This window comes from Bacillus sp. FSL R5-0709 (assembly GCF_038004785.1).
Lineage (GTDB): Bacteria > Bacillota > Bacilli > Bacillales > Bacillaceae_G > Bacillus_A > Bacillus_A mycoides.
Genome location: NZ_JBBORT010000001.1, coordinates 5,008,831 through 5,032,953 on the forward strand (window position 1 = coordinate 5,008,831; position 24,123 = coordinate 5,032,953).

The window sequence follows — 24,123 nt, forward strand, 5'->3', positions numbered from 1 at the left end:
TCCTTACACCCCTTTTATCCTTGTAAATAACGCTTGACAATGCGATGCCTTCAACTTAACAATATACTTATCTGCCCTATCCAAATTGGGGTTTTTCGACAAATCCACAAACTTAATTAATAAAGGATGAAGCTCCTCTGCCCTTTCTACCCTTTCTCCAAATAGCCCAATCTTATGATCAATCGGACCTTCGTTATAATGTTTAGAATAAAATTCATCATAATCAAACTGAAAAAAAACAACAGGTTTATTCATATAAGCAAAATCAAATGAAACTGTAGAATAATCTGTAATTAGTAAAGAATGTCGCTTTAATAGGCTTTGCACTGTTTCTTCATCTTGTTTCATGACCTTGATTCGTTCATGAAATACAGGCGTTTCTGCACCAAATTTTTGAGTCTGGTAATGCGGAAAGAAAGTTAATGTCATATCTTGTTCTTCTAATATCTGATGAAGTTCTTTACTTTGTAAAAATGACATATATGTCTGCCAGTACTTAGATTGCATTAGCTGGTCTTTCGTTTTAATCCAACTTCTCCAAGTTGGCATGAGTAAAATTTCATTCCCTTTACTCTCATCTTTCAAGGCATCCCAACGTGCAAGCCCCGTTACAATTACTTCGTCTTCCTCATATCCAAATTCTTTGACGATATGATCCTTTTCAAACTGTGAGGACACAGCAAATAGAGAATAGCCCATTCGATTTTTATTTAACACATGATTTACACGACTAACCCCTATAACACCATGTTGAATAAAAATCTTCTTGTTTTGCTGCCATTCTGGATAGTACTTTAAAATATGCTTATAATCATCCGTATACATATTTGCTGTTTCTGAATAACTATTAATCGTTTTATTACAGATTAACAAATAGAATGTATGTTTAAAACTTCCGAATTGGATTATATTACCTAATCCTTTGATGTTTTTATAGTCATTACTTTCCTTATTAATAATATAAAAAACTGGAACATCAGGATGTTTCTTTCGAATATACGTAAATAAGTGATAAGAATTATCTTGCGCTGTATCTTGTCTTTCACCAATTAACCATATCCTCTTTCTACGAAAATATGCTCCAAATAATTTATAGGATATAATTGCAAGTAACGTTTCATAATTTTTCCGTTTAAATAAACCTACATCATAACGGATTGCTCTCTTAATTTCACTATATGTACTCATCATTCTCTTCATATAGTTAGACTTACGAATCTGAATTGTAGCTTCACTATTTTTATATAGCACTTTAATATCCAATGAATTTACATTTTGATACTTTGTATTATTGCGTAACTGTGCTAACAGAACCCTTAGCGGTTCTTCAACAACAGTATTCCCTATGCTGAGGCGTATTGATATTCTCCATTCTCCCTCTTCTAACAAATCTCTTACATTGACTTCTATTGTTCCAAATCCCGCATCATTATAGTCAATTGTGTTGTTAGAAAATAAGTATGATATATCGGTACGTAAGGAGTTTTTTAGTTGGATTGTTTTAGTAGTTCCTTCTTTATAAAATACCAATTCTTTTTTTATTTTTTTGGTCGATATATTTTCAACAAATGCATATCCACTAATTGTAAGAACCTCTTTACGAAGTTTTATTCCTTCAATTTTATGAACTACGGTTAAATTATTAACTTGCAATAATTCTTTATATCGAGGGAAAAATTGATAATAAAAATAATAATATTTTTCATTATCGTATATATGTTCTTTTGAAATCAATTCATCCTGAATAATACTTAATAATTTTTCTAAACTTATACAATCATTTTCTTTTATCATTTCAGTTATTAATTTATCACGCACATTAAAATTCTCTACATGCTTTAAACTAACTAGGTTTGATAGAAACTTATTTCCTAATTGAATGACTTCTAAAAGCTTTTCACTTGAAAAATTTTTTCCCTTTAAAACAATGGAATCCACAAAGAACTTCCATTGTCTTGCCTCGATAGTATGAATTAACGGAACTCTTTCTTTCTCTCTATACAGGACCGTTAATTTCATTTGTAATATAACTAACTGATTAAAGAACGTAATCGTTGTTTTTTTAGATAGGTTATTACCACCATTATCTACTATTCTATAATAAAGCAGCGGTATATCGCGTACGATTACTGTTTCTGCAACCAGCAAACATTTTTGTGTAAATAACAAGTCCTCTCCTACCCAAAGATCTTCATCAAAATGAATACCATTGATGATACACATTTCTCTTTTAAATATCTTATTGCTTGTGGATGGAGTGAAATGTAATTCTAAGTTTGTCGCAACATTCCTAATTAACGGCAGTTTCTTATCAAATAATTTTTTCATGTATGAAAGTGGCCAATTTTTATATTCATTAAAACAAATAATATTGGCAATAACCATATCTGCATTATTTTCGCTGGCAACCTCATACATTTCCTCGTATCCAGCTAAATGTACATAATCATCTGCATCTAAAAATGTAACATATTCCCCATTTGCTTTTTGCAATCCTGTATTACGTGCAGCACTCACACCAGCATTCTGTTGCTTATAAACTTTCAAATTATTATATTGCTTTTCACACTGCCTCAATACTGTCATACTATTATCTGTTGAACCATCATCAACAACAATAATTTCGATCCCCTTTAATGTCTGCTCGATAACAGATTGTAAACACTGGGCTAAATATTTTTCCTTATTATAATTCGTAATTACTACACTTAGCTTCGCTTTCTTCAAGAAACTCTCATTCCCATCTTTTAGTTCATATGGTAACGTAAAAACAGAACGCCTTTTCCCTTATGCTATTCCAAGCTCTTATATATGTTTATAAAGATTTCTTTTTCATTTTCCCAATTATAATTATTACGGGCGATGAAACAATTTTCTTTCATTTTTTCTCTTTCTTCTGGATGTTCTAATATGTAATTTACTCCTTCAGCAATGGAAGCAGGATTGTGAGAATCTATACAAACCCCAACATGTTCATTTTCTACCACGCGTTGTATCTCAGGAAAACTACAAGCAACAACGGGCACCCCGCTCATCATATATTCAAATAGTTTGTTAGATGAAGCTGAATAATGATTAAAACAAACGTTATTTAAAACCTGAAAACCTAAATAAGCATTTTTCGTATAATGCAATAATTCATTTACAGGCACCTTCGGAATAAACTTCACCTTATTTTCCAAACCTGACTCCAGCACCATCTTTTGTAACTCAGGTTTAATACGCCCATCACCAATAAACACAAGCGTACCTTTTTTAAACATCGGAACTGCTTGTACTAGCTTTTCTAATCCTCTTCCTATTTGAATTCCGCCTTGATATAACAAGATGGGTTCTTCCTTTGGAATCTCTAACACCTCATGCAGATTAATTGAATTACTGTCCTCTGGTTGCGTTACAAAAGGATAGTTATGAATGACCTTAGGATAAAAGCCATATAAATCTTCCGCATATTTTGCACGTGTATGATTTTCCATAATCATCACATCTGTATATTTAAGAAAAAATTTCTCCATAATCCCATAAATTTTACTATTGTATCCTGTACGACTAGTCTGTACCTCATGTGAATCATAAACCAATTTCCTTTTTCTAAATATTTTCGCACAAAGCCATCCTTGTGGTAGTGTATTTAAATCATTAGAATGATAGAAATCATATTCTTTTTTCATACCTACCTTGACCATTTGAGCCAATATGTAAGATCGTACAATTAATGTCCGTAGCTTCCCCACGGAAAATACTGCACCAAATAATAATATCAAACATGTTATAATTGGAAATTTCCAGAAACACAGTGACGCAATTACTCCAAATAAAAACATTGTAACTATATTTTTCGTAATTAACTGTTTTACTCGTTTTGCTGCACCCAAACCTTTTTGTAAAAGAGATAGGCGATTATTTACACGTGTTACTGTAAACCCTTCTTTTCGCGTCTCCCACTTAGGTAAATCCGGTTGTTTCCAATCGTGAATACATATCAAGTCCACTTCATAACCCTCTTCAGCTAAAGCCGTACATTCCCTTAACACACGGGCATCATTTGTGAAGTGGTTCCATACGAACATACACACTTTCTTCTGTTGCATCTTTTTCCTCCATTAAACTCGTTAATACTTTGATGTTATTTTTCCATCTCAAATATTGGAAGGCGAACTTATGTCCGTTATCCCCTATTTTTTTTCGTAATATCTCATTCTCAGCTAATCTTAAAATATGCTCTCCTAATTCTTTAACTGTTCGATCATGTGAAATCAAACCACATTGAGCTTCATTAATAACCTTTTCCGCATATCCAGACACATCACCAACAATAGGCTTTTTCATACACATGTAGTCAATAATCTTTCCTGGCAAAACCGTTTGAAACACTTTTTCATCTACTAAACTAACATATGCAATATGTGCTTTCGCCACTTCCTGTAGAGTCTTCTTACGACTTTTTGCTTTAATAATTTCTATATTAGAAAGTTTTTTTTCTTTAATAACTTCAGCTACTCGATAACTTTTAAATCCATAGCCAATTATTTTAAATTTTATATTTTCTTTTCCTTTTAGAAATTCTGCTACATCAATCAACTTCAGAACGTCTTGAGCTAACCCGATATTCCCTGTATAAATCACTTCCACTGTTTCAATAGTCGAGGAAGTTATAATCCGCTTATTTTCTACCATATGTAATTCTTCCTCAGTTAAAGAATTTGGCATAAATGAAATTCTTTCGCGTTTAACACCTTTCAACTCAAGATACGGAATAAAGCCTGCGCTATTTACAATGATCTGATCGGCTGCACGATATAACAGCTTTTCTAAAGCATATGCTATCGATAAAACAAATCGATTCGCAAAAACTCCAACACCCAATAATGATTCCGGCCATAAATCTCGAACATCTAACAATAGTTCAGCCTTTAGTTTTTTCTTTGCAAAAATCCCTGCTATACCGATAAAAATAGGCGGAGTTGAAACAAATACATAATCATACTTTTTATCCATACGTAATATAGTCATAATAAAGAGTACTGTGATTTCTAAATACAAAAATAACCTTCTTAACATATTATTTGTATATTTTTTCACCCTTGGTTTCACTCTTATAATGTCGTCACTATTTACCGATTCTTCGTCCCAAAATTCTTTTTTCTTATATAAATTTTCATTTGGATATCTTGGATCAGTAGTCAAAATTGTAACATCATATCCTTTTTCATTTAATTCCGAGTAAATATTCTTAATTCGATTCGCCGCGCTTCCGATTTCCGGATAAAAATTTTGTGCTATCACTAACACCTTTTTCATTTTTCTATGTCCCTTCTTCCTCCCATATCAGATACTATCCCATTCTATTTACCCTAATTATTCTCTATTTTTTAACAAAATTCACTTTAAATTTACAAAGTTCACTTTAAATTTACAAATATAAGGATATCACTAAATCTGACAAAATTGAACCTTTCTGACTAACAATTTAGCTTTTCATATCTGTAATAATTACATCGGAATATATTAATTTAAAAATAAAGAGGCGTTTTCATCTAAATAATTAATATTAATTGACCAAATATAAATAAACCCTGAACAGTAAATAACAAAACCAACTGTTCAAGGTTTACAGTATTTCAAATAATATTAATTCTATATCTATCTCAAAGCACGACGTGGTAATTTATCGATATTCTCTAACATAATACCTGTGCCAATAGCAACACATTGCATTGGGTTTTCAGCGATTAATACTGGTACCTTTAATTCTTCTGCTAGAAGCATGTCGATACCGTGTAATAAAGCTCCACCGCCTGTTAGAATAACACCGCGGTCGATAATGTCCGCAGATAGTTCTGGTGGTGTGCGCTCTAGTACGCCTTTTGCAGCTTGTACAATGATAGCTGCGTCTTCTTTTAGTGCTTCTGTAATCTCTTCAGAGCATACTGTAATTGTACGTGGTAAACCTGTTACCATGTCACGTCCGCGAATTTCAAGCTCTTCACTACGTGCACCTGGGAATACTGTACCAACTTTAATTTTAATATTTTCTGAAGTACGTTCTCCAATTAATAGCTTATACTTACGTTTAACGTAGTTTAAGATTTCCATATCAAACTTATCGCCAGCCATTTTGATAGAGGAAGAGGTAACAATATCACCCATAGAAAGTACGGCAATATCTGTTGTACCTCCACCAATATCAACAACCATGTTTCCGCTTGGCTGGAAGATTTCCATACCAGCACCAACTGCGGCTACTTTTGGTTCTTCTTCTAAAAATACTGTTTTACCACCTGAACGTTCAGCAGCCTCACGAATTGCTTTTTGTTCTACAGATGTGATATTTGTTGGACAGCAAATTAAAATACGAGGTTTTGAAAAGAAGCTCTTCACGTCCAATTTGTTAATGAAATACTTTAACATTGCTTCTGTAATTTCGAAATCTGCGATTACACCATCTTTAAGTGGACGAATTGCTACAATATTACCAGGTGTACGTCCCACCATACTTCTTGCTTCTTCACCTACTGCTAATACTTTTCCACTATTACGATCAATTGCCACAACAGATGGCTCATTTAATACAATACCCTTACCTTTAACATGAATTAATACGTTAGCCGTACCTAGGTCAATTCCGATATCTCGCGCAAACATTCCCGTCATTTCCTCCTCGATATTCAAAATCAGGTTACACCCGAATTCTTTTACACCTAATTTCTGATTTTATCATAAATTTAACAGAAACGTAATATTCGCAAAAAGAATTCTTCTGAAAAATATTACCGAATTCACAAGGAATGTTTGCTATTTTAGATTTATTGGCGCACAGGGTTTTCTGTATCTTCTTTTCGGTACTTTTGCTTTGTTGCTTCTCCACCTCTTAAATGACGAATAGACTTATGATAATCAAGAATTTCTTTCACTTCATTTGCCAGCTCTGGATTAATTTCTGGCAAACGTTCTGTTAAATCTTTATGGACTGTACTCTTTGATACCCCAAACTCCTTTGCGATTACACGCACTGTCTTTCTTGTCTCCACGATATACTTGCCAATCTTGATAGTTCTCTCTTTGATGTAATCGTGCACACCACTCGCCTCCCTAAATTGGATGTGAGAAGTGTGAAATGAGACTCGCTGCATACGACTATGAAGTAAATGTGAGTGCTGTTTGTAAGCGTTAAACATTCTTGGATTTATAATGAAATGATTCACGATTTCTCACCTCAAACACTCTCTTTGCATTGGTTTATACCATTGTATTGCCCACACTACTGATATATGCTACATGTTCAATATTTTTAAAGAGAAGAGGCTCCAAATTTAGTATTTTATTCATGCACATTCCAATAATCAATCCCAACCTCAGCATAAAACAACTCGAGATTCAAAAAAATAAGAGTATGTGGTACTTAATTTCAATTAAATACCACATACTCTTATTTCGGTTATTTATCTTGTTTATCATAATTTCCTTTTACTATTTCAGAGAATGCTTTTATATCTAAATCTGACTTAATAGCAAAACGATTAACCTTTAATATATTACTTTCTTTAGTAGCATAACCAGGAGAGTTTACAAATGCCACCTGGAATTTAGAATCTTTCAACACTTTAACAATCGTATCATTGTATTTCCCAAATGGATAAGAAAAATAATCAGTCTTCAAAACACTCTTACTCTTTAAAATATCATTTTTAATCTCCACATCATTTTTATTAAATACCGCAGCTTCTCCTTTTTCTAATTTATGTAGAGAATCAGTATGACTACCAAATTCAAAAACATCTCCCATTTTAGCCATTTCTGCTTTACTTAAAGCTTGAATTTTATTAGGATCAAATTTCTCTTCTTGATCGCTAATTTTGGATGTAACAACAAAGGAGATTGCATGCATTTTATATTTTTTTAAGATAGGATATGCATAAGTGTAATTTGATTTTGACGCATCATCAAAAGTAATTAACACACTCTTTTCCGGAAGATTTTTTTTGTTTTTTATAAATCCCTCTAATTCTTTCGCAGTAATTGCTCTATAATTATTATCCGCTAAATATTTTATTTGTTTTTCAAATTGCTCCACTGCTAAAGTCGTTCCTTTATTTTTAAAAACTTCACTATTTTCTTTTTCATTACCCTTCAGTAGATGATGATATAATAACACAGGCACTTTCTCTTGCTTACTTGCAGCATTCATTTTATTAAAAACGAAAAATCCAATCCCAGCGACTAGCGCCACTGCTACCGCTATTAAAATAAACAATTTTTTAGAATTCTTGCTTTCTCTGGCTTTCATTAAACTTCCCCCTCAACCACAACAAAAAATACAGTATTTTAGATTCATACTGTATTCTAATATTGTTTTCTTATGTAAAAAAATCACAACTAGTATTATACGTCCTAGCTCTAAAAATTCCAATAGGTATACAAAAAGAAAAGACACTCTTTCTTAGAGTGTCACTCTTCTCTTTCATATTCTTCTTCTAACAACTGATGGTGGGGGACTTCTTTCTTACCGGCAATATAATAATATAAAGCGAATAAAACAAACAATAAAATGATAGCAATCGACAGAACAGATAAAAATGACACAGTATCCCCTCCCTTTTGTAATATATATTCGAGAATCTCGTCATTTTTCCTTGTTATTGCAACTTTTTTCTCGAAATTGATTATTTTTATATAAAAATAAAAAAATCAGCTCTCCTAATGAGAACTGATTTTTTCACTTTATTATTCTTGTGAAGAAGAACCGTTAGATGATTCTGTAGAACCATTCGTTGATTTTTCTTCTTTTTGAGATTTGTCATCTTGTTTGCCGTTCGTCTCTTTATCACTAGTCGAACCGCTTGTTGATTTCTCTTCTTTTTGAGATTTCTCATCTTGTTTACCGTTCGTCTCTTTATCACTAGTCGAACCGCTTGTCGATTTCTCTTCTTTTTGAGACTTATCTTCTGTTTTACTTTCTGGTTTCGTGCTTGTTGACTTTTCTTCTTTTTGAGATTTGTCATCAGCTTTTTTACCAGAAGCATTCGTCGCCTTTGCAGCACCTGCATCAGCTTTAATTTCTGCTACTGATTTATTTAAATAACGCTCAGGGTTCACAGCCACATTGTCTTTACGTACTTCAAAGTGAACGTAAGAACCTGCATCTTTATTCATTGCATTTAGACCTGATTTTCCTAACACTTCACCTTGCGCGACTCTTGCACCTTTTTCTACTTTCACACTGCCTAAGCTTTGATAAGATGCTGCTACACCATTTCCACTATCTACTGTTACAACATAACCAAGAAGTGAATCTTTTTCAGCTTTCGTTACTGTACCACTTAAAGCAGCTGTAACATCAAATTCTTTTCCGTTTTTCGCAGCAATGTCAATTCCTTTATTCGGGGAATATGTGTTGTTATAAAAGACAAGTGCTTTTTCTTGTTCCGCCTCTGATGCTGCATCTTCATAGAATTTCTTCTGTACTACTACTTCTGCATTTGCTGCAGTTGGCATTTTCACTACTTCTGAAGATTTTGTTACTGGTACTGCCGGATCTTCCGTTTGTGTATACGGTGTTGCTTGATCTTGGTTCGGAGCTTTCTTTGGATTAGCTCCCTGGAACCATAGCGCAACCATTAAGATTACCGCTGCACAAGCAATGTATAGTGCCGGAAACACCCATCTTTTTTGAAATAAATGTACTACTTTTTGCGACTTTTTACTATTTCTTCCTCGCATTCCATCATCACCTCAGCAATCATTTTGAACAATATTCACTCATCCTATACAACCTATAACTAATTACTTTTCGACAAAATCTGTAAAAATATGTATAGGAATTGCAAAATTTCCGAGGAAATGATAGAAAAAGGAAAAAACTGAGCGTTTCAGCTCAGTTTTTAGTCCATTTGTTTCTTTTTATATACGATCAAACATGCAAGAAGCGAAATGATAAGCCAAACTGCAATATTTAATACATGCCCACCAATACTACTAAATCCTGCCCCACCTACTAAGCTGTTAATTGCTTTTACAATATGAGATGTTGGAAGATATTCAATCATCGTCTTAATTATTTTATTTTCAACTAGTGACTCAAATTGTACAGCTAAATACATCGTCATTAAAATAGGCATTCCAATTAATGATGTTTGTGGTACAGAAGATGCAAGTAATCCGATCATTGTTCCAAGCACGATAAATAAAATAGTTCCACATAGGAATATCAATCCTACCAATGGAAGATTGATATTTAACTGATCTAAAATGAATAAATTTGCAATACAAATGACCATCGTCAGACCAGCTGTTAATAAACTCTTTCCAAGAAGAACTTCAACAGATGATGCTGGGGATAACATTAACACACGTAGTGTATGTTTTTCTTTTTCTTCTGCGATTACCATAGATTGAACAAAGCCTGCGACAAATAGGAAGGCCGTTATAGTAGTAGTGCCTAACATTTCCTTTCCCGCTCCAAATCTGCTAAATAAAAATGAAAATATAATTGGTAAAAATGCCATTAACAACACTTGTGAATTCGTCTTAAAATCTTGTACTTCTTTTCTAAAAATAGCTGATACACGTCTCATTGAAAATGTCATTATAATCCCCTCCCAGTAACTTCAATAAAGATATCACCTAAAGTTGGTTCGTGTGAATGAATGGATAGTAATTCTCCTTTGTGCATCCATTCTGAAATACGTTTTGCACCTAATTCGTCTTTTTTCACTGTTTCTTTTTGTTTATCTTTTAACACAACTTGTATTTGATCTTTCGCGTATTTTAATCGCAAGTTTTCTGGTGTATCAAGCGCTACAATTTCTCCGCCGCATAGAAAGGCAATACGGTTACAAAGCGTCTCTGCTTCATCCATGTTGTGCGTTGTTAAGAAAATCGTTGTTCCTTCTTTATTTAAGTCTTTTAAGATTTTATGAATGTTTTGTACGTTTACTGGATCAAGTGCAGATGTTGGTTCATCTAAGAAGAGGATATCTGGTTTGTGAAGGATCGCTCTCGCTAGTGTGACACGCTGCTTCATTCCTTTTGACAATTTTTTTACTTGTGTTTTTTTATCATCCAATAAGTTCACTTGTGCTAGTACTTCATCGATTCGTTCTTTTTTACAATCGTATAAGTCACAAAATAATAGTAAGTTATCATAAATGCTAAGTCTTTCGTATAAGCCGCTATTGTCTGTTAAAATACCGATTCGTTTGTAATCGATGCTGCTTGGTCCTGTAATGTCTTTCCCCAACACTCGTACCGTTCCAATGCTATGAAGCAATTGAGATGTTAATATTTTTACGGTTGTCGTTTTTCCAGATCCACTCGGTCCGAGGAATCCAAAGATTTCTCCTTGCTTCACCTCAATATTTACATTTCGAAGGGCCGTTTTTCCATCGAAACTTTTCATTACATCTTTCATTTCAATTGCCAATGTCATTTCGTCATCCCCTTTGTTTTTCTTTTTATAGATGAAAGTCGCTTTAGCGCTTTTCGTTTGTTTCGCTTTTCTTGACTCAATCATATGAAAAACAAAGGGTAGGCGCAGTAAAATACCAGTAAAAGGAGTATTTTTATCGGTGAATGAATCCTATTTTGAGCTTATTGGAGCATTTTTATAGTCCAATTACACCTTTTAATTCATCCATTCGTCCTTTTGAAAGCGGGATTGAACTTTTTCTTTCGTCATCCAAAATTAAACTAAAACTATTACGTGTCCACGTAATGACTTCTCGTACTCTTTGTAAATTAACGAGGTACGAGCGATGACATCTGAAGAACCCGAATCCTGCTAATCTCATTTCTAGCTCACTTAATGTTAATGCGCATACGAAATCGCCTTCCCTAACATGAATATGTGTCACTCCATTTTGCGTTTCAATGAAATGAATCTCCATCGGATCAAGTAAAATGATTTTATCATTCACTTTCGCTGGTATTCTTTCTAACTTCATTTGCGGAATTATTTGAACTACTTTTTCTCGATCGATCTCTTCAGCTTCTTCTTGCTCAATTTCCACCTTTTTCACACCGTCTTGGTTTAATATATATACATCTTCTGTTAGCGAGAGCGCATCTGATAAGAAGGAGGACGTAATAAAGATCGCCTTTCCTTGTTCTCTCATTTTCATAATTGCTTTTCGAATTATAATCGTACTCTCTGTATCTATATTTTGCTCTGGCTCTTCCAAAATAACTAAATCTGGATTATGAATCATAACACGCCCCATATGAAGACGGCGTTTCTCTGAAAATGACAATTTTTCTATTTTAACGTTTAACTTATCTAGAAGTCCGACGTATTGGACCACTTCTTCTACACTCATATTTGATTCATACAGCCCTAATAAGAACTTGAAGTACTCCTTCACCTTCAAACGGTCATATGCTTCATCTTTCAAAAAACAAAAACCGATGCGTGAATACACTTTCTTCCCAATCGGCTCCTCTTCAAATAGCACACTGCCCGAAGAAGCCTCTTCTTCTCCGATAATAATACGGTGCAACACTTTAGCTGTATGATTATTACATTGCAAAACAACACATTGTCCTTTCTCAACTTCCAGTTCAATTGCTGGCAACTGGTTCGTCTTCCCTAGCTGTTTCAACTCCAATAACGCCATTCTGTCTCCCCCAAATATTTTTTATTTTAATTATAACAAACAATTAATGGAAAATTATGATATTTAATACACTATTATAAGTATAGTCAACAAAGAAGGCCATCCGCGTTAGAGGATATGATCCCCTCATAGTAGACAGGAAAAAGAAAGCACATTAACCTGTTTACTATGGAGGGGATTTTTCTATGGGCAAAATTAGGGTCACTTACGATGTAGAATTTAAGAAAAAGCTATAGATTTATGCTTAAAAGAAGGCATGAGCTATAAAACTGTTGCGAATACGCCTGTTAAATAGTCAATTGCTGCCATGATTACTAAAACTTTCAATGTTGTATCCCATCCCTCCAAAAAGTATCCGCAGAAGCCACTGAAGGTAGCTATAAATGTTTTTGTTAATATATCAACACGATCCATCTTTTCACTCCTTTATGCAAAATAAAAAGAGAGACATTTGTTCGTCCCTCTTTAGAATAAAAGCCGTATTTTTTTCAAAAATCACTTATCGGTAAACATGATTTTTAATTTCATTTTCCCATACTTTATATCCTTCGCCATTTATATGCACCCCATCAACTGTCCACTCTTTCTTTAACTGGCCATCTTTATCCGTAAATAGAGGGTGTAAGTTAATAAATGTATATTCATTCTCTTTAGCTATTTTTTCAAGTTCTCTGTTTATCCAATTGACATCCTCGTTGTTTAAATTAGAAGGCTTAGATACATGTATAGGAAGTATACTCTCAATAAATATTTTTGTTTCTGGTAACTTTGTCTTTAATTGTTTAACAATATTATTGTAGTTTTTTACGACTTCTTCTTTTGGTGTTTTAGCTCTCAAATCATTTATGCCAACCATAAGAAACACTTTAGATGGTTTTAAAGCAATCACTTGATTTAAACGATCTATCACATCAATCGTGGTATCTCCACTAATCCCACGATTATACGTCTTAACATGTGGGAAAGCTTCTCCCCACTCGTTATAATCTGTTAGACTATCCCCTAAAAATACTACTCCCGTTTCTACAGAGACAGCACTATTAAATACCGATTCTCGTACTTTATGTAATGGAGTAAACGATCTTTTTTTATCATTATTACCATCTGTAGATGATGATACTTCGGTACCCTTTACTTTTGGCTCTGATGGTGTCTCTACTTCTCTATCATCACTTGTAAAGAATGACATTTTATCTTTAATAAAAGAACTACCTCCATTTAAATAGACAAAATAACCACCTAAAAGAAACAATGTGGCATTTAGTGCAATGGATATAGTTGCCACTTTTTTAAAATTCATCTTGATATATCCCTCCTAGAAGTAATTGTGATACGTTAAATTTATCATATAAAAGGATTTACTTGTTAAAACCTTTTATTATTCAGACTGATTAATAATACAAGTGTGGCTGAAAGCCACCTATAACCTTCATTTAAATCATAAGGATATCCAAAGATTGATGAGTGAATTAGGTATCAAATCCATAATTAGGAAAAAGAGGCCTTATGTGATTTCAGATAATCATCTAAATAGAGACTTTCATGCTTCAAGACCGAATGAGAAATGGGTAACGGATATTACCTACCTGATTTTCAATGGGCAGCGCTTGTACTTATCGCTATTAAGGATTTATATAATAATGAGATTGTTGCCTATGAAACCAGTCGTAGAAACGACTTAAAGCTTGTGTTAGATACACTTAAAAAGGCAAAGAAAAAACGAAATGTGAAGGGAATCCTCTTACATAGTGATCAAGGGTCCCAGTATACATCTCGTCAATATAATCAATTACTTAAAAAATATCGGATGAAGGCAAGTATGTCTCGAAGAGGCAACTGTTGGGATAATGCTTGTAGGGAAAACTTCTTCAGTCACTTTAAGGCAGAGTGTTTCCATTTATACTCCTTCCGTAAAGCGAATGCGATCAAACTTGCCATGCACAAATATATAAATTTTTATAATCATCAAAGATTTCAAAAGAAATTAAATAACCTGAGTCCATATAAATATAGAACTCAGGTTGCTTAATTGCATTTTTAAATACTGTCTACTTGGTAGAGTCACTGCAATCAGGATAGCCTTCTTCTCTATTTCTGCTCTACCATATACGTCTTAAGCTGATCACGCAGTGCTCTCTTTAAAAATTTCCCTACAGATGTTTTCGGAATTTCGTTTACAAATAAAATATCGTCTGGCATCCACCATTTCGGAAATTCTGCTTCTAATAAAGCATACAGCTCTTCTCTTTCTACTGCTTGTCCTTCTTTTAATACGACACAAGCAACAGGACGTTCTTGCCATTTTTCATGCGGAACTGCCACGACAGATGCTTCTAATACGTTATCGTGTGACATTAAAGCATTTTCTAAATCTACTGAAGAGATCCACTCGCCGCCGCTTTTAATTAAGTCTTTCGTGCGATCAGCAATTTTAATAAACCCTTCCGAATCAACTGTAACGATATCTCCTGTATGGAGCCAACCATCTTTCATCGATTCCTCTGTACGCTCATCTTTATAATAGCTACCAGCGATCCATGGGCCTCTTAGGCAAAGTTCTCCCATTTAATTTCACCGTCTTGTCCAATCACTTTCATTTCTAGCCCAGGGAATAAATATCCTTGGTGAGAGCGCAAATTGAGTTATATCGCACACAACTCTCATTATATCGACGTTTCGACAAGGAACATCGACTTAACTACAAAATACGACAAAAATAACCTACCTACCAACAAAAGAAAACCGTCCCAACTACCATTTGGGACGGCCTCTTTTTCACCCTACTTCTTCACCATCAATTTCCCTTCATACTCATTCATCGTCTTTATTTCAATGCCTTTATAGTAATGAGCGACTATCTCTGTATATTTCTTACCTTCCGCTGCCATACCATTCGCACCGTACTGGCTCATACCGACGCCGTGACCGAATCCTTTCGTCGTAACGGTGATGTTATCCCCTTCTTGTTTCCACGTAAAGTCTGAGGAGCGTAAATCTAACTTTTCACGAACTTGTTTTCCTGTTAATGTTTTCCCTTGGAACTCTACATCCTTTACTCGCTTTCCTTCCGTAAGGTCTTTAATATTACCAACCTTTCCGTTTGCTAGTACTTTCACACCGAGACGTTTTTGAAAATCAGCTACTGTGAATTTTTGCTCACTCGTAAATTTTGGAGAGGCTTGATCCCACGGACTATCTACGCTTTTCAAGTACGGATATTCATTTCCCCAATAATCAGCTGCATTTTCTGTTCGTCCGTTACTCGTTGAGAAGAAGGATGCTGAAATTGGTTTTCCATCATACGTTAAAACTTGTCCTGCGGTTTTCGAAACGGCTTCCTCAATTTTCTTTAAATTATTTTCGTAGTTATTACCCCATTGTTTCTTCAATTCCTCTTTGCTTTTGTATACTTGATCTTTCACTGTATCTGTCACGTCCGCATTGTTTTTCTTACCACCGCTTAGCATACGCTGCACTACAAATGTTCTTGCTGCTAATGCCTGCGCCTTTAGCGCCTCTATTTCAAAGCTGGCATTCATCTCAGAAGCTACTACACCGGCCACATACTCCTCCATAGGTAATGTTTCTACCTTCTTCTGCTGATCACGATATACAGCAACTTGAACCGCTGTATCCACTTTCCCTGGAGCTGGTATACTTTCTATCGCTGGAGGAGTTTTAGAAGCTGCTTCTTCCCCTACTTTTGCTTTCGCAAACGGAATAACAAGAGCAGCAGGTACAATGATAACGAGCGCTATTAAGAGCGCTACTGTAATGAAAAGTGGCTTTGAAAATTTCATCCTATTCCCCCAATATAAAGTTGGATTCCTTTCATTCTTATGGAAATACGGGATCTTTTAGAACATACTTGGGGGTATCGATATAAAGTGAAACTATAATCAGTGGGGTTTTACTGACCGCAAATAGTGGAATAAAACAAAAATTTTCTAAATATTTTCACTGAGACGTGCATAAGTATGGAATTTATTGACTATAACAGTAATAACCCAAAAAAAAATAGCCCCTATGTCAAAAGACATAGAGACTACTTCAATTAAGCGTGAAGATCAGAAACTTCTTGTTCTTTCACTTCTTCTACTTTTTCGTTTACACGTTCAATAGTTGCACCTAATGCAGCTAATTTCTTATGGAAGTCTACATAACCGCGGTCAAGATGTTTTAACTCTGTTACACGAGTATAACCTTCTGATACTAAACCAGCTAAGATTAATGCTGCTGCAGCACGTAAATCAGTTGCGCCAACTTCAGCTCCTTGCAAGCTACTTGGACCGTTCATAATTACAGAACGACCTTCGATTTTAATATCAGCATTCATACGACGGAATTCTTCAACGTGCATAAAGCGGTTTTCGAATACCGTTTCTGTAATCATACTTGTTCCATCAGCATGTAGTAATAATGCCATCATTTGTGATTGCATGTCTGTTGGGAAACCTGGATGAGGCATAGTTTTAATATCAACCGCTTTTAACTTATCTGGGCCGATAACACGTACACCTTCATTTTCCTCAATAATTTTAACACCCATTTCTTCCATTTTCGCTGTAATTGAGCGTAAATGTTCAGGCACAGCATTTTCAATTAAGATGTCTCCACCTGTAATTGCCGCTGCAACCATGAATGTTCCTGCTTCAATACGGTCAGGAATAATAGGGTGGTTTGCACCATATAATTTTTCAACGCCTTCAATACGAATCGTTCCAGTTCCAGCTCCGCGTACTTTCGCTCCCATTGCATTTAAGAAGTTAGCTAAGTCAACGATTTCTGGCTCTTTCGCTGCGTTTTCAAGGACTGTTGTCCCTTTTGCTAATGTAGCTGCAGACATAATATTTTCTGTCGCGCCTACGCTTGGGAAGTCTAAATAAATTTTAGCTCCTTTTAGTTCGCCCTCTACGTGTGCCTCAACAAATCCGTTACCAACTTTTACTTTCGCTCCCATTGCTTCGAAGCCTTTTAAATGTTGGTCAATTGGACGTGAACCAATTGCACATCCACCAGGAAGTGCAATACGAGCACGACCGTTACGTGCTAATAATGGTCCCATTACTTGAACAGATGCACGCATCTTACGTACATACTCAAATGGTGCTTCAATGTTTAATTCTTTAGAAGAATCGATTGTTACTTGGTTATTTTCAAATACGACTTCAGCATTTAAATGACGTAATACCTCGTTAATTGTGTATACATCAGATAATACTGGTACTTCAGATAGTACATTCTTTCCGTCACTCGCTAATAGGGCTGCAGCGATTATAGGTAATACAGCATTTTTTGCGCCCTCAACACGCACTGTGCCGCTTAACCGCTTTCCGCCACGGACGATGATCTTTTCCAAATTATTCCCCTCCGTGTCCTTTTTTCAGTATCTATTCACTCAATACTCAGAAGTTATGATCGGTGTGCCAACCACAATTGTATCTTTGTTGTTTGTAGAACGTATTGCTATTTGCACATTTATTTTCTCTCTATTTGTTGAAAGAGCGTCATTCCACTTTTTATTATATGCGGAGACTGATACAAATGCTCTTTCTTCTATCTGTTCGATCGCTCTTGCTGAAAGATCTTTCAAAACCTGATTGGTTTTATTTTGCAAAACACCTTCAATCTTATCATTCAGTACACCTTGAACACAAGTGTAAATTATAGGTTTTTCACTAAAAATTTTATCCATGTTCTGAACGTACTTCGGGTCCCATTTCGCCCCGCTCACTTCAAAAATAATAAAAGTGTTTTCTTTAGTATTTTCCTTACTCCAAGTTACTACTATTCGTTCTTCATGTGAAGAAGATTTTTTATAGGATGTAGCTTTATATCCATCTGGAGATTGTTCTAATTCCCAACTTTCGATGTTTGCCTCTTCCTTCACATCGTTTAACAGTTTTTGAAACGTATGTATATTAGAAATTGTTTTCGTTTCTCGCGCTAACCATGACCACCGCTCTACTTTTGCATCGTTCTTCTCTAAAGCTGCAATCATGCTCTCCATTTTCTGTTCATCGCTTATAGGTTTCATCTCTTTATATCCAACCAAAAATAAAACAACACTTACGATAACGATAAGAATGGCTTTAAACTTCAATTTCATCCCCTCCTATCCCCATTGTTAACGGAGATATGAGGTTCTATACACTTACTTTACTAAATACGTTAAACTCTTTGAATAGCCTAAATAATCAAGGAAAAAGTTACTTACAGATGTCCCAATTGCAATTGTAATTAGGATAAGTAATACTCTCGTCTGCATCACTTTTCCAGACTTCATTAAGCGCTCAATGTGAATACCTTGTAAGGCCCACCACGTAATGGTAATAAACAATAAATGCGAAACAATGGCAATCAGTGCTTGTTGCCCTAAAAGATGTGCCAAAAAATCGACCCCTTTTTTTACTTGGCTACTACTTACGCAAAATGTAAAAAACGATACCATAAATAAGTAGGAGCCACACTTTTTCAAACGCAAATAAGCATCTTACATTTTATATCGTAATTTTCTGTTAAAAAACATATACCTATAGGTGTTTTCATTTGCTGTTACTCCAAAATAAAAAGCGTAGAGTACGGACTCTACACCTTTTATTTTTACTATTGTACCACGTTCCCTAAGAAGAAGAAATCTTTCATTAATGGAAAATATTCATAGAAGAAATTGTAACCAATCATCGGCATAATCCCTAGTATTACAATTGAAATTGCGCAAAGACTCATGACAATCTTTATATTTAACGGTAACCGAAGCTTTTCTTCTGCCCCTTCTGTGCGGAAAAACATTTGCTGTAATATCCGGAAGTAATATACGAATGAAATAACTGTTGTCCCCATCATAATAGAAGCTAATACGTAATGAGCAGGCTCAACATGAAGTGCCCCTAAAAAGATGTTAATTTTTCCGATGAAACCTGCTGTCCCCGGTATTCCAGCTAATGATAAAATAAAGATCGTCATCACTATAGCTGTAAATGGGGATCGCTTGTATAACCCTGTAAAAATAGTCATATTTTCCTTATCGTTTTGTAAGATTAATCCGTGGATGATTGCAAATGCCCCTATATTCATAAGCATATATGCAAGCATATAAAACCACATACTATCCATCGTAAACTGTGATAGCGCTACAAGAGGGACTAGCAAATACCCAGCATGCGCGATACCTGAATAGGCAAATAGACGTTTTACGTTGTATTGCTTTAATGCTACTACGTTCCCAACAATCATCGTAATACTAGCTAGTACCGCAATGTATATACTCATACGCCCGTACAAAGATTGTGCGTCTCCTTGGATTGCCACACCTGCAAACACCATAAGAAACAAACGCGTAATGAGTAGAAAACCAGCAATTTTAGAAATCGTTCCGAGAAAAGCAGTGACAGGTGTAGCCGCTCCCTCATACACATCTGGTGCCCACATATGAAATGGCACTGTTGCAATTTTAAATGAGAGTCCAACGAGCAGTAGTAGAAATGCGAGAGCTAACAATAACTGAATGCCCCCAGCCAATCCTTGCGTAAATACCTTTTGCATTTCCACTATGTTGGTCGACCCTGTAATACCGTATAAATAACTCATTCCAAAGAGTGTAATTGCTGTTCCAATTCCTCCGTTAATGACATATTTCATTGCAGCCTCATTCGATACGCGGTTTCTTTTTCGGATTCCTACTAAAATATAGGAAGAAAGCGAAAGCAACTCTAAACCAACGAACAATGTGATGAAATCAACGCTAGAAGCCATGAACATCGCTCCAAGAAGCGCCATTAAAAACAAATAATAGTATTCTCCTTTATCTTGAATAGGCTCCTTCTTGTCATCGCTTATTGCCATACATAAAACGAGAGCTGCTCCGCCTAATAACAACGTTTTAAATCCTTTTGAAAATCCATCTAGTACAAACGATCCATTTAAAATATCTCCTGCCGGTTCGCTATATAGCGTCATTAATGACACTATCGCTAACAAGGCAGCGGCAATTGCACCAATCGCTACGTACCTATGGTTCAGCTTAAAAAACAAATCACATATGGAAAGAAGGATGGCTGCCCCGAGAATAATGAATTCTGGTACCATAAGATGCCATGATAAACTAAGTAACGTGTTCATATCCATCCTACTTCACCCCCAATGTTTTCAATGTAGTTTGAAGTGGATCCCCTAGTAGTTCCGGCATTACCCCAATTGCAATAATACAAACGATAAGCACTATAACAGGAACGTACTCCCATCCGTGTATATCAAATTTCGCTTCCCATTCTTTCTTACCAAATATCACTTGAAGTGTCGCTCTTAATACGTATACAGCGGTTAAAATAATTCCAATTACACCGACGGCGGCGATAACAGGTTTCCCTTGGAATAAACCGAGAAAGGCAAGGAATTCGCTAATAAATCCGGACATCCCTGGCATTCCAAGCGATGCCATACCGCCCGCTAGGAAGAAACCGCTAAGCACCGGAACACTTTTTGCAAGTCCACCAAGTGCTGTAATATCCGAAGTCCCGAAACGCTCTTCAATAATGCCAAGCAAGAAAAAGAGTAAGGCCGCAATTAAACCGTGAGACACAACTTGGAACAATGCCCCTTGTGTACCTGGTGCATTTAACGCCGCAAGCCCCATTAATACAATGCCCATATGCGAAATACTAGAGTAAGCAAGTACCTTTCTAAAGTCCGTTTGGATGAGTGCTAGAAAGGCCCCATACAATAAATTAATTACCCCTAAAATCGCAATTAGCGTTGCAAAATCACGAAAATATTCTGGGAATAATCCTTTCCCGAAGCGAACAATACCGTACGCGCCAATCTTCAGCAAAACCCCCGCGTGAAGCATAACTACAGCAGGATGCGCTTCTATGTGTACATTGACCATCCAGCGATGCAAAGGGAAAACAGGGAGTTTAATCGCAAAAGCAATCATTATGGCAAGAAACAAGCCGAACTGTACGCTACTTGAGACGGCCATTCCTCTCCCAGCACCTACACTCGTTAATATTTCTTTAATCTCCGCAATATTTGTTGTACCTGTTTTCGCAAATAAAACCGAGAAAACGATAAGTAAAATAGCTGATCCAATACCGTTATATATTAAATAACTATATGCAGCCTTTTCACTCGACAATTTCCCCCACTTGCCAATTAATAAAAACATTGGTGGCAACGTAATCTCAAAGAACATGAAGAACAACATTAAATTTTGAGCAGCGAAGACACCGAGCATACCTATTTCTAACATGAGTAACAGCATGTAGAATGCTTTCAAATTTCTTTTAATAGAAAATGCCGCAATTGCTGCAAGCATCGCTAGAAGGGCTGTGAGCACCATCATTACAAGCGATAAACCATCAATACCGAGCTCGTAATAAATTGAAAACCACCTTTTGTCCACTGCTGTGAAATCCCCAAATTGAATCCATTTCACCTTTTCATCAAATATCGATAGGCTCTTTCCTGAAGCGTATGTACAAGCAAGGACGATAGCAATTCCAAATGGAAGCGCCGTTCCGAATAAACCAAGCGCCTGCACTGTACGCGATTCTCGTTTCGGCGTTAATAAAAGCAAGAGAATTCCTAAAAGCGGGGAAAAAATGAAGAACGTTAATAGCAATCCATTCACCGTAAATCCCCTCCCGTATATAACAAAATAATTAGGAGCACTGCGAGCGAAACTGCTGTTACAGTTCCATACACTTGTACATTCCCGTTTTGAAGCCGCGATCCTAGTCCACTCATACCTTTAACGAGTCCAGCAATTAAAACTGCGATTCCTTCTACAACGTATACCTCAAATAAGCGAAGCACATGAGCGATTCCTTTCGTAATAGGAAGTACTGCCGCATTGTATAGTTCATCCACATAATATTTTTCTTTCAAAAGGTTATAAAAAGACGTCCCTTCTCCGCCGGCCCAATCTCTAGAGATAGATTTCTTGCCATATATGAAATATGCGAGGGCAATTCCCGCAAATGAAACGAGCGTCGCAACAACCATAATCCAAACAGGTCCATGCACTTCCTTCACCTGGAATCCTATATCTTTCGTAAGCCAATCCCCAAGAAACGTCCCGAACCACGGTGTATTTATATAACCTGCCACTACCGCAAGAACACCAAGGACAATCATCGGATACGTCATGGTGCGAGGTGATTCATGCACCTCTTCCTTCGTCTTCGTTTCCCCCGTAAAGACAAGAAAATATAGACGGAACATATAAAATGCTGTTAGAAATGCCGCAATTACTGCTAAAACGAATAGAAAGTAATTGCCATTCATCCAAGCCGCCGCTAAAATTTCATCTTTACTAAAAAATCCGGAAAGAAGAGGAACACCACTAATTGCAAGTGTGCCTATTAAAAATAGTGCACCGGTTACTTTCATCTTTTTCTGTAAACCGCCCATTTTATTAATGTTTTGCGTATGGACTGCATGAATTACACTTCCTGCTGCCAGGAACAATAATGCTTTAAAAAAGGCGTGTGTCGTTAAGTGAAAGATACCAGCTACATAACCAGCCGAGCCTAGCGCAAGCATCATATACCCGAGCTGACTAACTGTAGAATAAGCAAGAACCCTCTTAATATCTGTTTGCACTAGACCGATAGAGGCCGCAAAGATTGCGGTGAAAGCCCCAACGATTGCCACAGTTTGCATCGCTACCGCACTTGCTGAAAATAGCGGGAACATCGTCGCTACTAAATATACGCCGGCTGCAACCATCGTTGCCGCGTGAATAAGCGCCGAAACAGGCGTCGGTCCTTCCATTGCATCTGGCAACCATGTATGAAGCGGGAACTGACCCGATTTCCCCATCGCACCGATAAAAATTAATATCGCCGTTATTGTAATCATAGAAGGAGAGAGGTCGCCCGTATGAATCGCTTTAAAAATCGCGTCATATTCAAAACTACCTGCGTGCCAAAAAATTAATATCATCCCAATAAATAGCCCAACATCCCCAATGCGTGTCATAATAAAAGCCTTTTTCGCAGCAGCCTTCGCTTCTTCTTTAAAGAAATAAAAACCGATAAGTAAAAACGAACCAAGGCCGACTAACTCCCAAAATATATAAAGCTGTAATAAATTCGTCGATATAACTAGCCCAAGCATCGCAAAGGTAAAGAGCCCTAAATATGCATAAAAGGTTGGTAATCTGGTGTCACCTTTCATATAACCTTTTGAGTACACATGTACAAGAAAACTCACAAGTGTAACGATAAACAACATTAAAGCCCCTAATGCGGTAACTTCAAAACCAAATGATATGTCTATATCTCCTACCCTAAGCCATACCCACTTATGCTTCACTGCCTCGGATGAAAATCGTTCTATTAGTACCACTACCGCGGATATAAAGGAGAGAAAGGTAAAGAAAATACCTAGTACACTACTTCCCTCTCTAATTTTCTTCCCGAACACAATAAGTAACAAAAACGAAACAAGCGGGAAAAGCGGTATGAGCCATGCATAATCGATCATTGTTTCCTTCCCCCTTTTCGGT

At 36.0% G+C, this 24,123-nt stretch carries 21 protein-coding genes and 2 pseudogenes; 2 read left to right on the forward strand and 21 right to left on the reverse strand.

All coding sequences use genetic code 11. The features are described from left to right. Positions 1–3: 3 nt before the first annotated feature. From MKX37_RS25830 to MKX37_RS25890, 13 genes and pseudogenes are all read right to left on the reverse strand, one after another. Positions 4–2,727, reverse strand: a complete 2,724-nt coding sequence (locus MKX37_RS25830) for a bifunctional glycosyltransferase/CDP-glycerol:glycerophosphate glycerophosphotransferase (protein WP_078421805.1) — start codon at positions 2,725–2,727, stop codon at positions 4–6. Positions 2,728–2,792: 65 nt separating this feature from the next. After that, positions 2,793–4,091 carry a glycosyltransferase gene (locus MKX37_RS25835; protein WP_078421804.1) on the reverse strand — a complete coding sequence of 433 codons (1,299 nt, stop codon included), beginning with the start codon at positions 4,089–4,091 and terminating at the stop codon, positions 2,793–2,795. Then, complete coding sequence (locus MKX37_RS25840) at positions 4,042–5,301, reverse strand: glycosyltransferase family 4 protein (RefSeq protein WP_063219434.1); 1,260 nt, start codon at positions 5,299–5,301, stop codon at positions 4,042–4,044. The genes MKX37_RS25835 and MKX37_RS25840 overlap by 50 nt, the downstream gene beginning before the upstream one ends. Before the next feature lie 342 nt (positions 5,302–5,643). Beyond that, the gene (locus tag MKX37_RS25845; RefSeq protein ID WP_002089713.1) at positions 5,644–6,645 is read right to left on the reverse strand and encodes a rod shape-determining protein; all 1,002 of its coding nucleotides are present in this window, start codon (positions 6,643–6,645) and stop codon (positions 5,644–5,646) included. A 161-nt stretch (positions 6,646–6,806) separates the two neighbouring features. Continuing rightward, positions 6,807–7,079 (reverse strand): sporulation transcriptional regulator SpoIIID, encoded by a 273-nt coding sequence (gene spoIIID, locus MKX37_RS25850; protein ID WP_002089714.1) that lies wholly within the window; start codon positions 7,077–7,079, stop codon positions 6,807–6,809. 359 nt (positions 7,080–7,438) lie between these two features. Continuing rightward, positions 7,439–8,287 carry a polysaccharide deacetylase family protein gene (locus MKX37_RS25855; protein WP_078421803.1) on the reverse strand — a complete coding sequence of 283 codons (849 nt, stop codon included), beginning with the start codon at positions 8,285–8,287 and terminating at the stop codon, positions 7,439–7,441. A 161-nt stretch (positions 8,288–8,448) separates the two neighbouring features. Next, entirely contained in the window at positions 8,449–8,583 is a 135-nt protein-coding gene (locus tag MKX37_RS25860; protein ID WP_002016211.1) for a hypothetical protein, read from the reverse strand. A gap of 141 nt (positions 8,584–8,724) precedes the next feature. Continuing rightward, a complete protein-coding gene (locus tag MKX37_RS25865; protein ID WP_061673792.1) occupies positions 8,725–9,720 on the reverse strand; it encodes a M23 family metallopeptidase in 996 nt (331 codons plus the stop codon). Positions 9,721–9,881: 161 nt separating this feature from the next. Continuing rightward, positions 9,882–10,586, reverse strand: coding sequence for an ABC transporter permease (locus MKX37_RS25870; protein ID WP_078421802.1), 705 nt, complete (start codon positions 10,584–10,586; stop codon positions 9,882–9,884). Further along, positions 10,586–11,428, reverse strand: coding sequence for an ABC transporter ATP-binding protein (locus tag MKX37_RS25875; protein ID WP_078421801.1), 843 nt, complete (start codon positions 11,426–11,428; stop codon positions 10,586–10,588). Before MKX37_RS25875 ends, MKX37_RS25870 begins: the two co-directional genes overlap by 1 nt. Before the next feature lie 175 nt (positions 11,429–11,603). Beyond that, entirely contained in the window at positions 11,604–12,611 is a 1,008-nt protein-coding gene (locus MKX37_RS25880; RefSeq protein WP_078421800.1) for a LytTR family transcriptional regulator DNA-binding domain-containing protein, read from the reverse strand. Positions 12,612–12,884: 273 nt separating this feature from the next. Then, positions 12,885–13,025, reverse strand: a pseudogene (locus MKX37_RS25885) (phage holin family protein); the annotation flags it as partial. Positions 13,026–13,110: 85 nt separating this feature from the next. Continuing rightward, positions 13,111–13,911: an SGNH/GDSL hydrolase family protein gene (locus tag MKX37_RS25890; RefSeq protein ID WP_063219440.1), complete on the reverse strand. Its 801-nt coding sequence runs from the start codon at positions 13,909–13,911 to the stop codon at positions 13,111–13,113. Between the two features lie 103 nt (positions 13,912–14,014). Between MKX37_RS25890 and MKX37_RS27505 the strand changes: the two genes are divergently transcribed. After that, entirely contained in the window at positions 14,015–14,293 is a 279-nt protein-coding gene (locus MKX37_RS27505) for an IS3 family transposase (RefSeq protein ID WP_176126840.1), read from the forward strand. Further along, on the forward strand, positions 14,176–14,640 hold the full coding sequence (locus MKX37_RS25895) for an IS3 family transposase (RefSeq protein ID WP_139367908.1): 465 nt from the start codon (positions 14,176–14,178) through the stop codon (positions 14,638–14,640). Before MKX37_RS27505 ends, MKX37_RS25895 begins: the two co-directional genes overlap by 118 nt. Positions 14,641–14,699: 59 nt before the next feature. Here MKX37_RS25895 and MKX37_RS25900 read toward each other — a convergent pair. From MKX37_RS25900 to nuoL, 8 genes and pseudogenes are all read right to left on the reverse strand, one after another. Further along, positions 14,700–15,253 (reverse strand): annotated as a pseudogene (locus MKX37_RS25900) (AMP-binding enzyme); the annotation flags it as partial. Between the two features lie 138 nt (positions 15,254–15,391). After that, the gene (gene spoIID, locus MKX37_RS25905; protein WP_078421799.1) at positions 15,392–16,411 is read right to left on the reverse strand and encodes a stage II sporulation protein D; all 1,020 of its coding nucleotides are present in this window, start codon (positions 16,409–16,411) and stop codon (positions 15,392–15,394) included. Between the two features lie 254 nt (positions 16,412–16,665). Next, entirely contained in the window at positions 16,666–17,970 is a 1,305-nt protein-coding gene (gene murA, locus MKX37_RS25910; RefSeq protein ID WP_002068497.1) for a UDP-N-acetylglucosamine 1-carboxyvinyltransferase, read from the reverse strand. A 39-nt stretch (positions 17,971–18,009) separates the two neighbouring features. Then, positions 18,010–18,714: a YwmB family TATA-box binding protein gene (locus tag MKX37_RS25915; protein ID WP_002139032.1), complete on the reverse strand. Its 705-nt coding sequence runs from the start codon at positions 18,712–18,714 to the stop codon at positions 18,010–18,012. 51 nt (positions 18,715–18,765) lie between these two features. After that, positions 18,766–19,002 carry a DUF1146 family protein gene (locus MKX37_RS25920; RefSeq protein WP_002016201.1) on the reverse strand — a complete coding sequence of 79 codons (237 nt, stop codon included), beginning with the start codon at positions 19,000–19,002 and terminating at the stop codon, positions 18,766–18,768. Positions 19,003–19,217: 215 nt separating this feature from the next. Beyond that, complete coding sequence (gene nuoN, locus MKX37_RS25925) at positions 19,218–20,732, reverse strand: NADH-quinone oxidoreductase subunit NuoN (RefSeq protein WP_078421835.1); 1,515 nt, start codon at positions 20,730–20,732, stop codon at positions 19,218–19,220. 7 nt (positions 20,733–20,739) lie between these two features. Continuing rightward, the gene (locus MKX37_RS25930) at positions 20,740–22,242 is read right to left on the reverse strand and encodes an NADH-quinone oxidoreductase subunit M (RefSeq protein ID WP_078421798.1); all 1,503 of its coding nucleotides are present in this window, start codon (positions 22,240–22,242) and stop codon (positions 20,740–20,742) included. Continuing rightward, positions 22,239–24,101 (reverse strand): NADH-quinone oxidoreductase subunit L, encoded by a 1,863-nt coding sequence (gene nuoL / locus MKX37_RS25935; protein ID WP_002130047.1) that lies wholly within the window; start codon positions 24,099–24,101, stop codon positions 22,239–22,241. The genes MKX37_RS25930 and nuoL overlap by 4 nt, the downstream gene beginning before the upstream one ends. Positions 24,102–24,123 lie beyond the last annotated feature (22 nt).

Excerpts from the sequence above, each read along its gene's own strand:
- MKX37_RS25835 (WP_078421804.1), bottom strand. The coding sequence starts at position 4,091 with ATGCAACAGAAGAAAGTGTGTATGTTCGTATGGAACCACTTCACAAAT.
- MKX37_RS25840 (WP_063219434.1), bottom strand. The coding sequence starts at position 5,301 with ATGAAAAAGGTGTTAGTGATAGCACAAAATTTTTATCCGGAAATCGGA.
- MKX37_RS25845 (WP_002089713.1), bottom strand. The coding sequence starts at position 6,645 with ATGTTTGCGCGAGATATCGGAATTGACCTAGGTACGGCTAACGTATTA.
- MKX37_RS25855 (WP_078421803.1), bottom strand. The coding sequence starts at position 8,287 with ATGAAAGCCAGAGAAAGCAAGAATTCTAAAAAATTGTTTATTTTAATA.
- MKX37_RS25865 (WP_061673792.1), bottom strand. The coding sequence starts at position 9,720 with ATGCGAGGAAGAAATAGTAAAAAGTCGCAAAAAGTAGTACATTTATTT.
- MKX37_RS25870 (WP_078421802.1), bottom strand. The coding sequence starts at position 10,586 with ATGACATTTTCAATGAGACGTGTATCAGCTATTTTTAGAAAAGAAGTA.
- MKX37_RS25875 (WP_078421801.1), bottom strand. The coding sequence starts at position 11,428 with ATGACATTGGCAATTGAAATGAAAGATGTAATGAAAAGTTTCGATGGA.
- MKX37_RS25880 (WP_078421800.1), bottom strand. The coding sequence starts at position 12,611 with ATGGCGTTATTGGAGTTGAAACAGCTAGGGAAGACGAACCAGTTGCCA.
- MKX37_RS25890 (WP_063219440.1), bottom strand. The coding sequence starts at position 13,911 with ATGAATTTTAAAAAAGTGGCAACTATATCCATTGCACTAAATGCCACA.
- MKX37_RS25895 (WP_139367908.1), top strand. The coding sequence starts at position 14,176 with ATGGGTAACGGATATTACCTACCTGATTTTCAATGGGCAGCGCTTGTA.
- spoIID (WP_078421799.1), bottom strand. The coding sequence starts at position 16,411 with ATGAAATTTTCAAAGCCACTTTTCATTACAGTAGCGCTCTTAATAGCG.
- nuoN (WP_078421835.1), bottom strand. The coding sequence starts at position 20,732 with ATGAACACGTTACTTAGTTTATCATGGCATCTTATGGTACCAGAATTC.
- nuoL (WP_002130047.1), bottom strand. The coding sequence starts at position 24,101 with ATGATCGATTATGCATGGCTCATACCGCTTTTCCCGCTTGTTTCGTTT.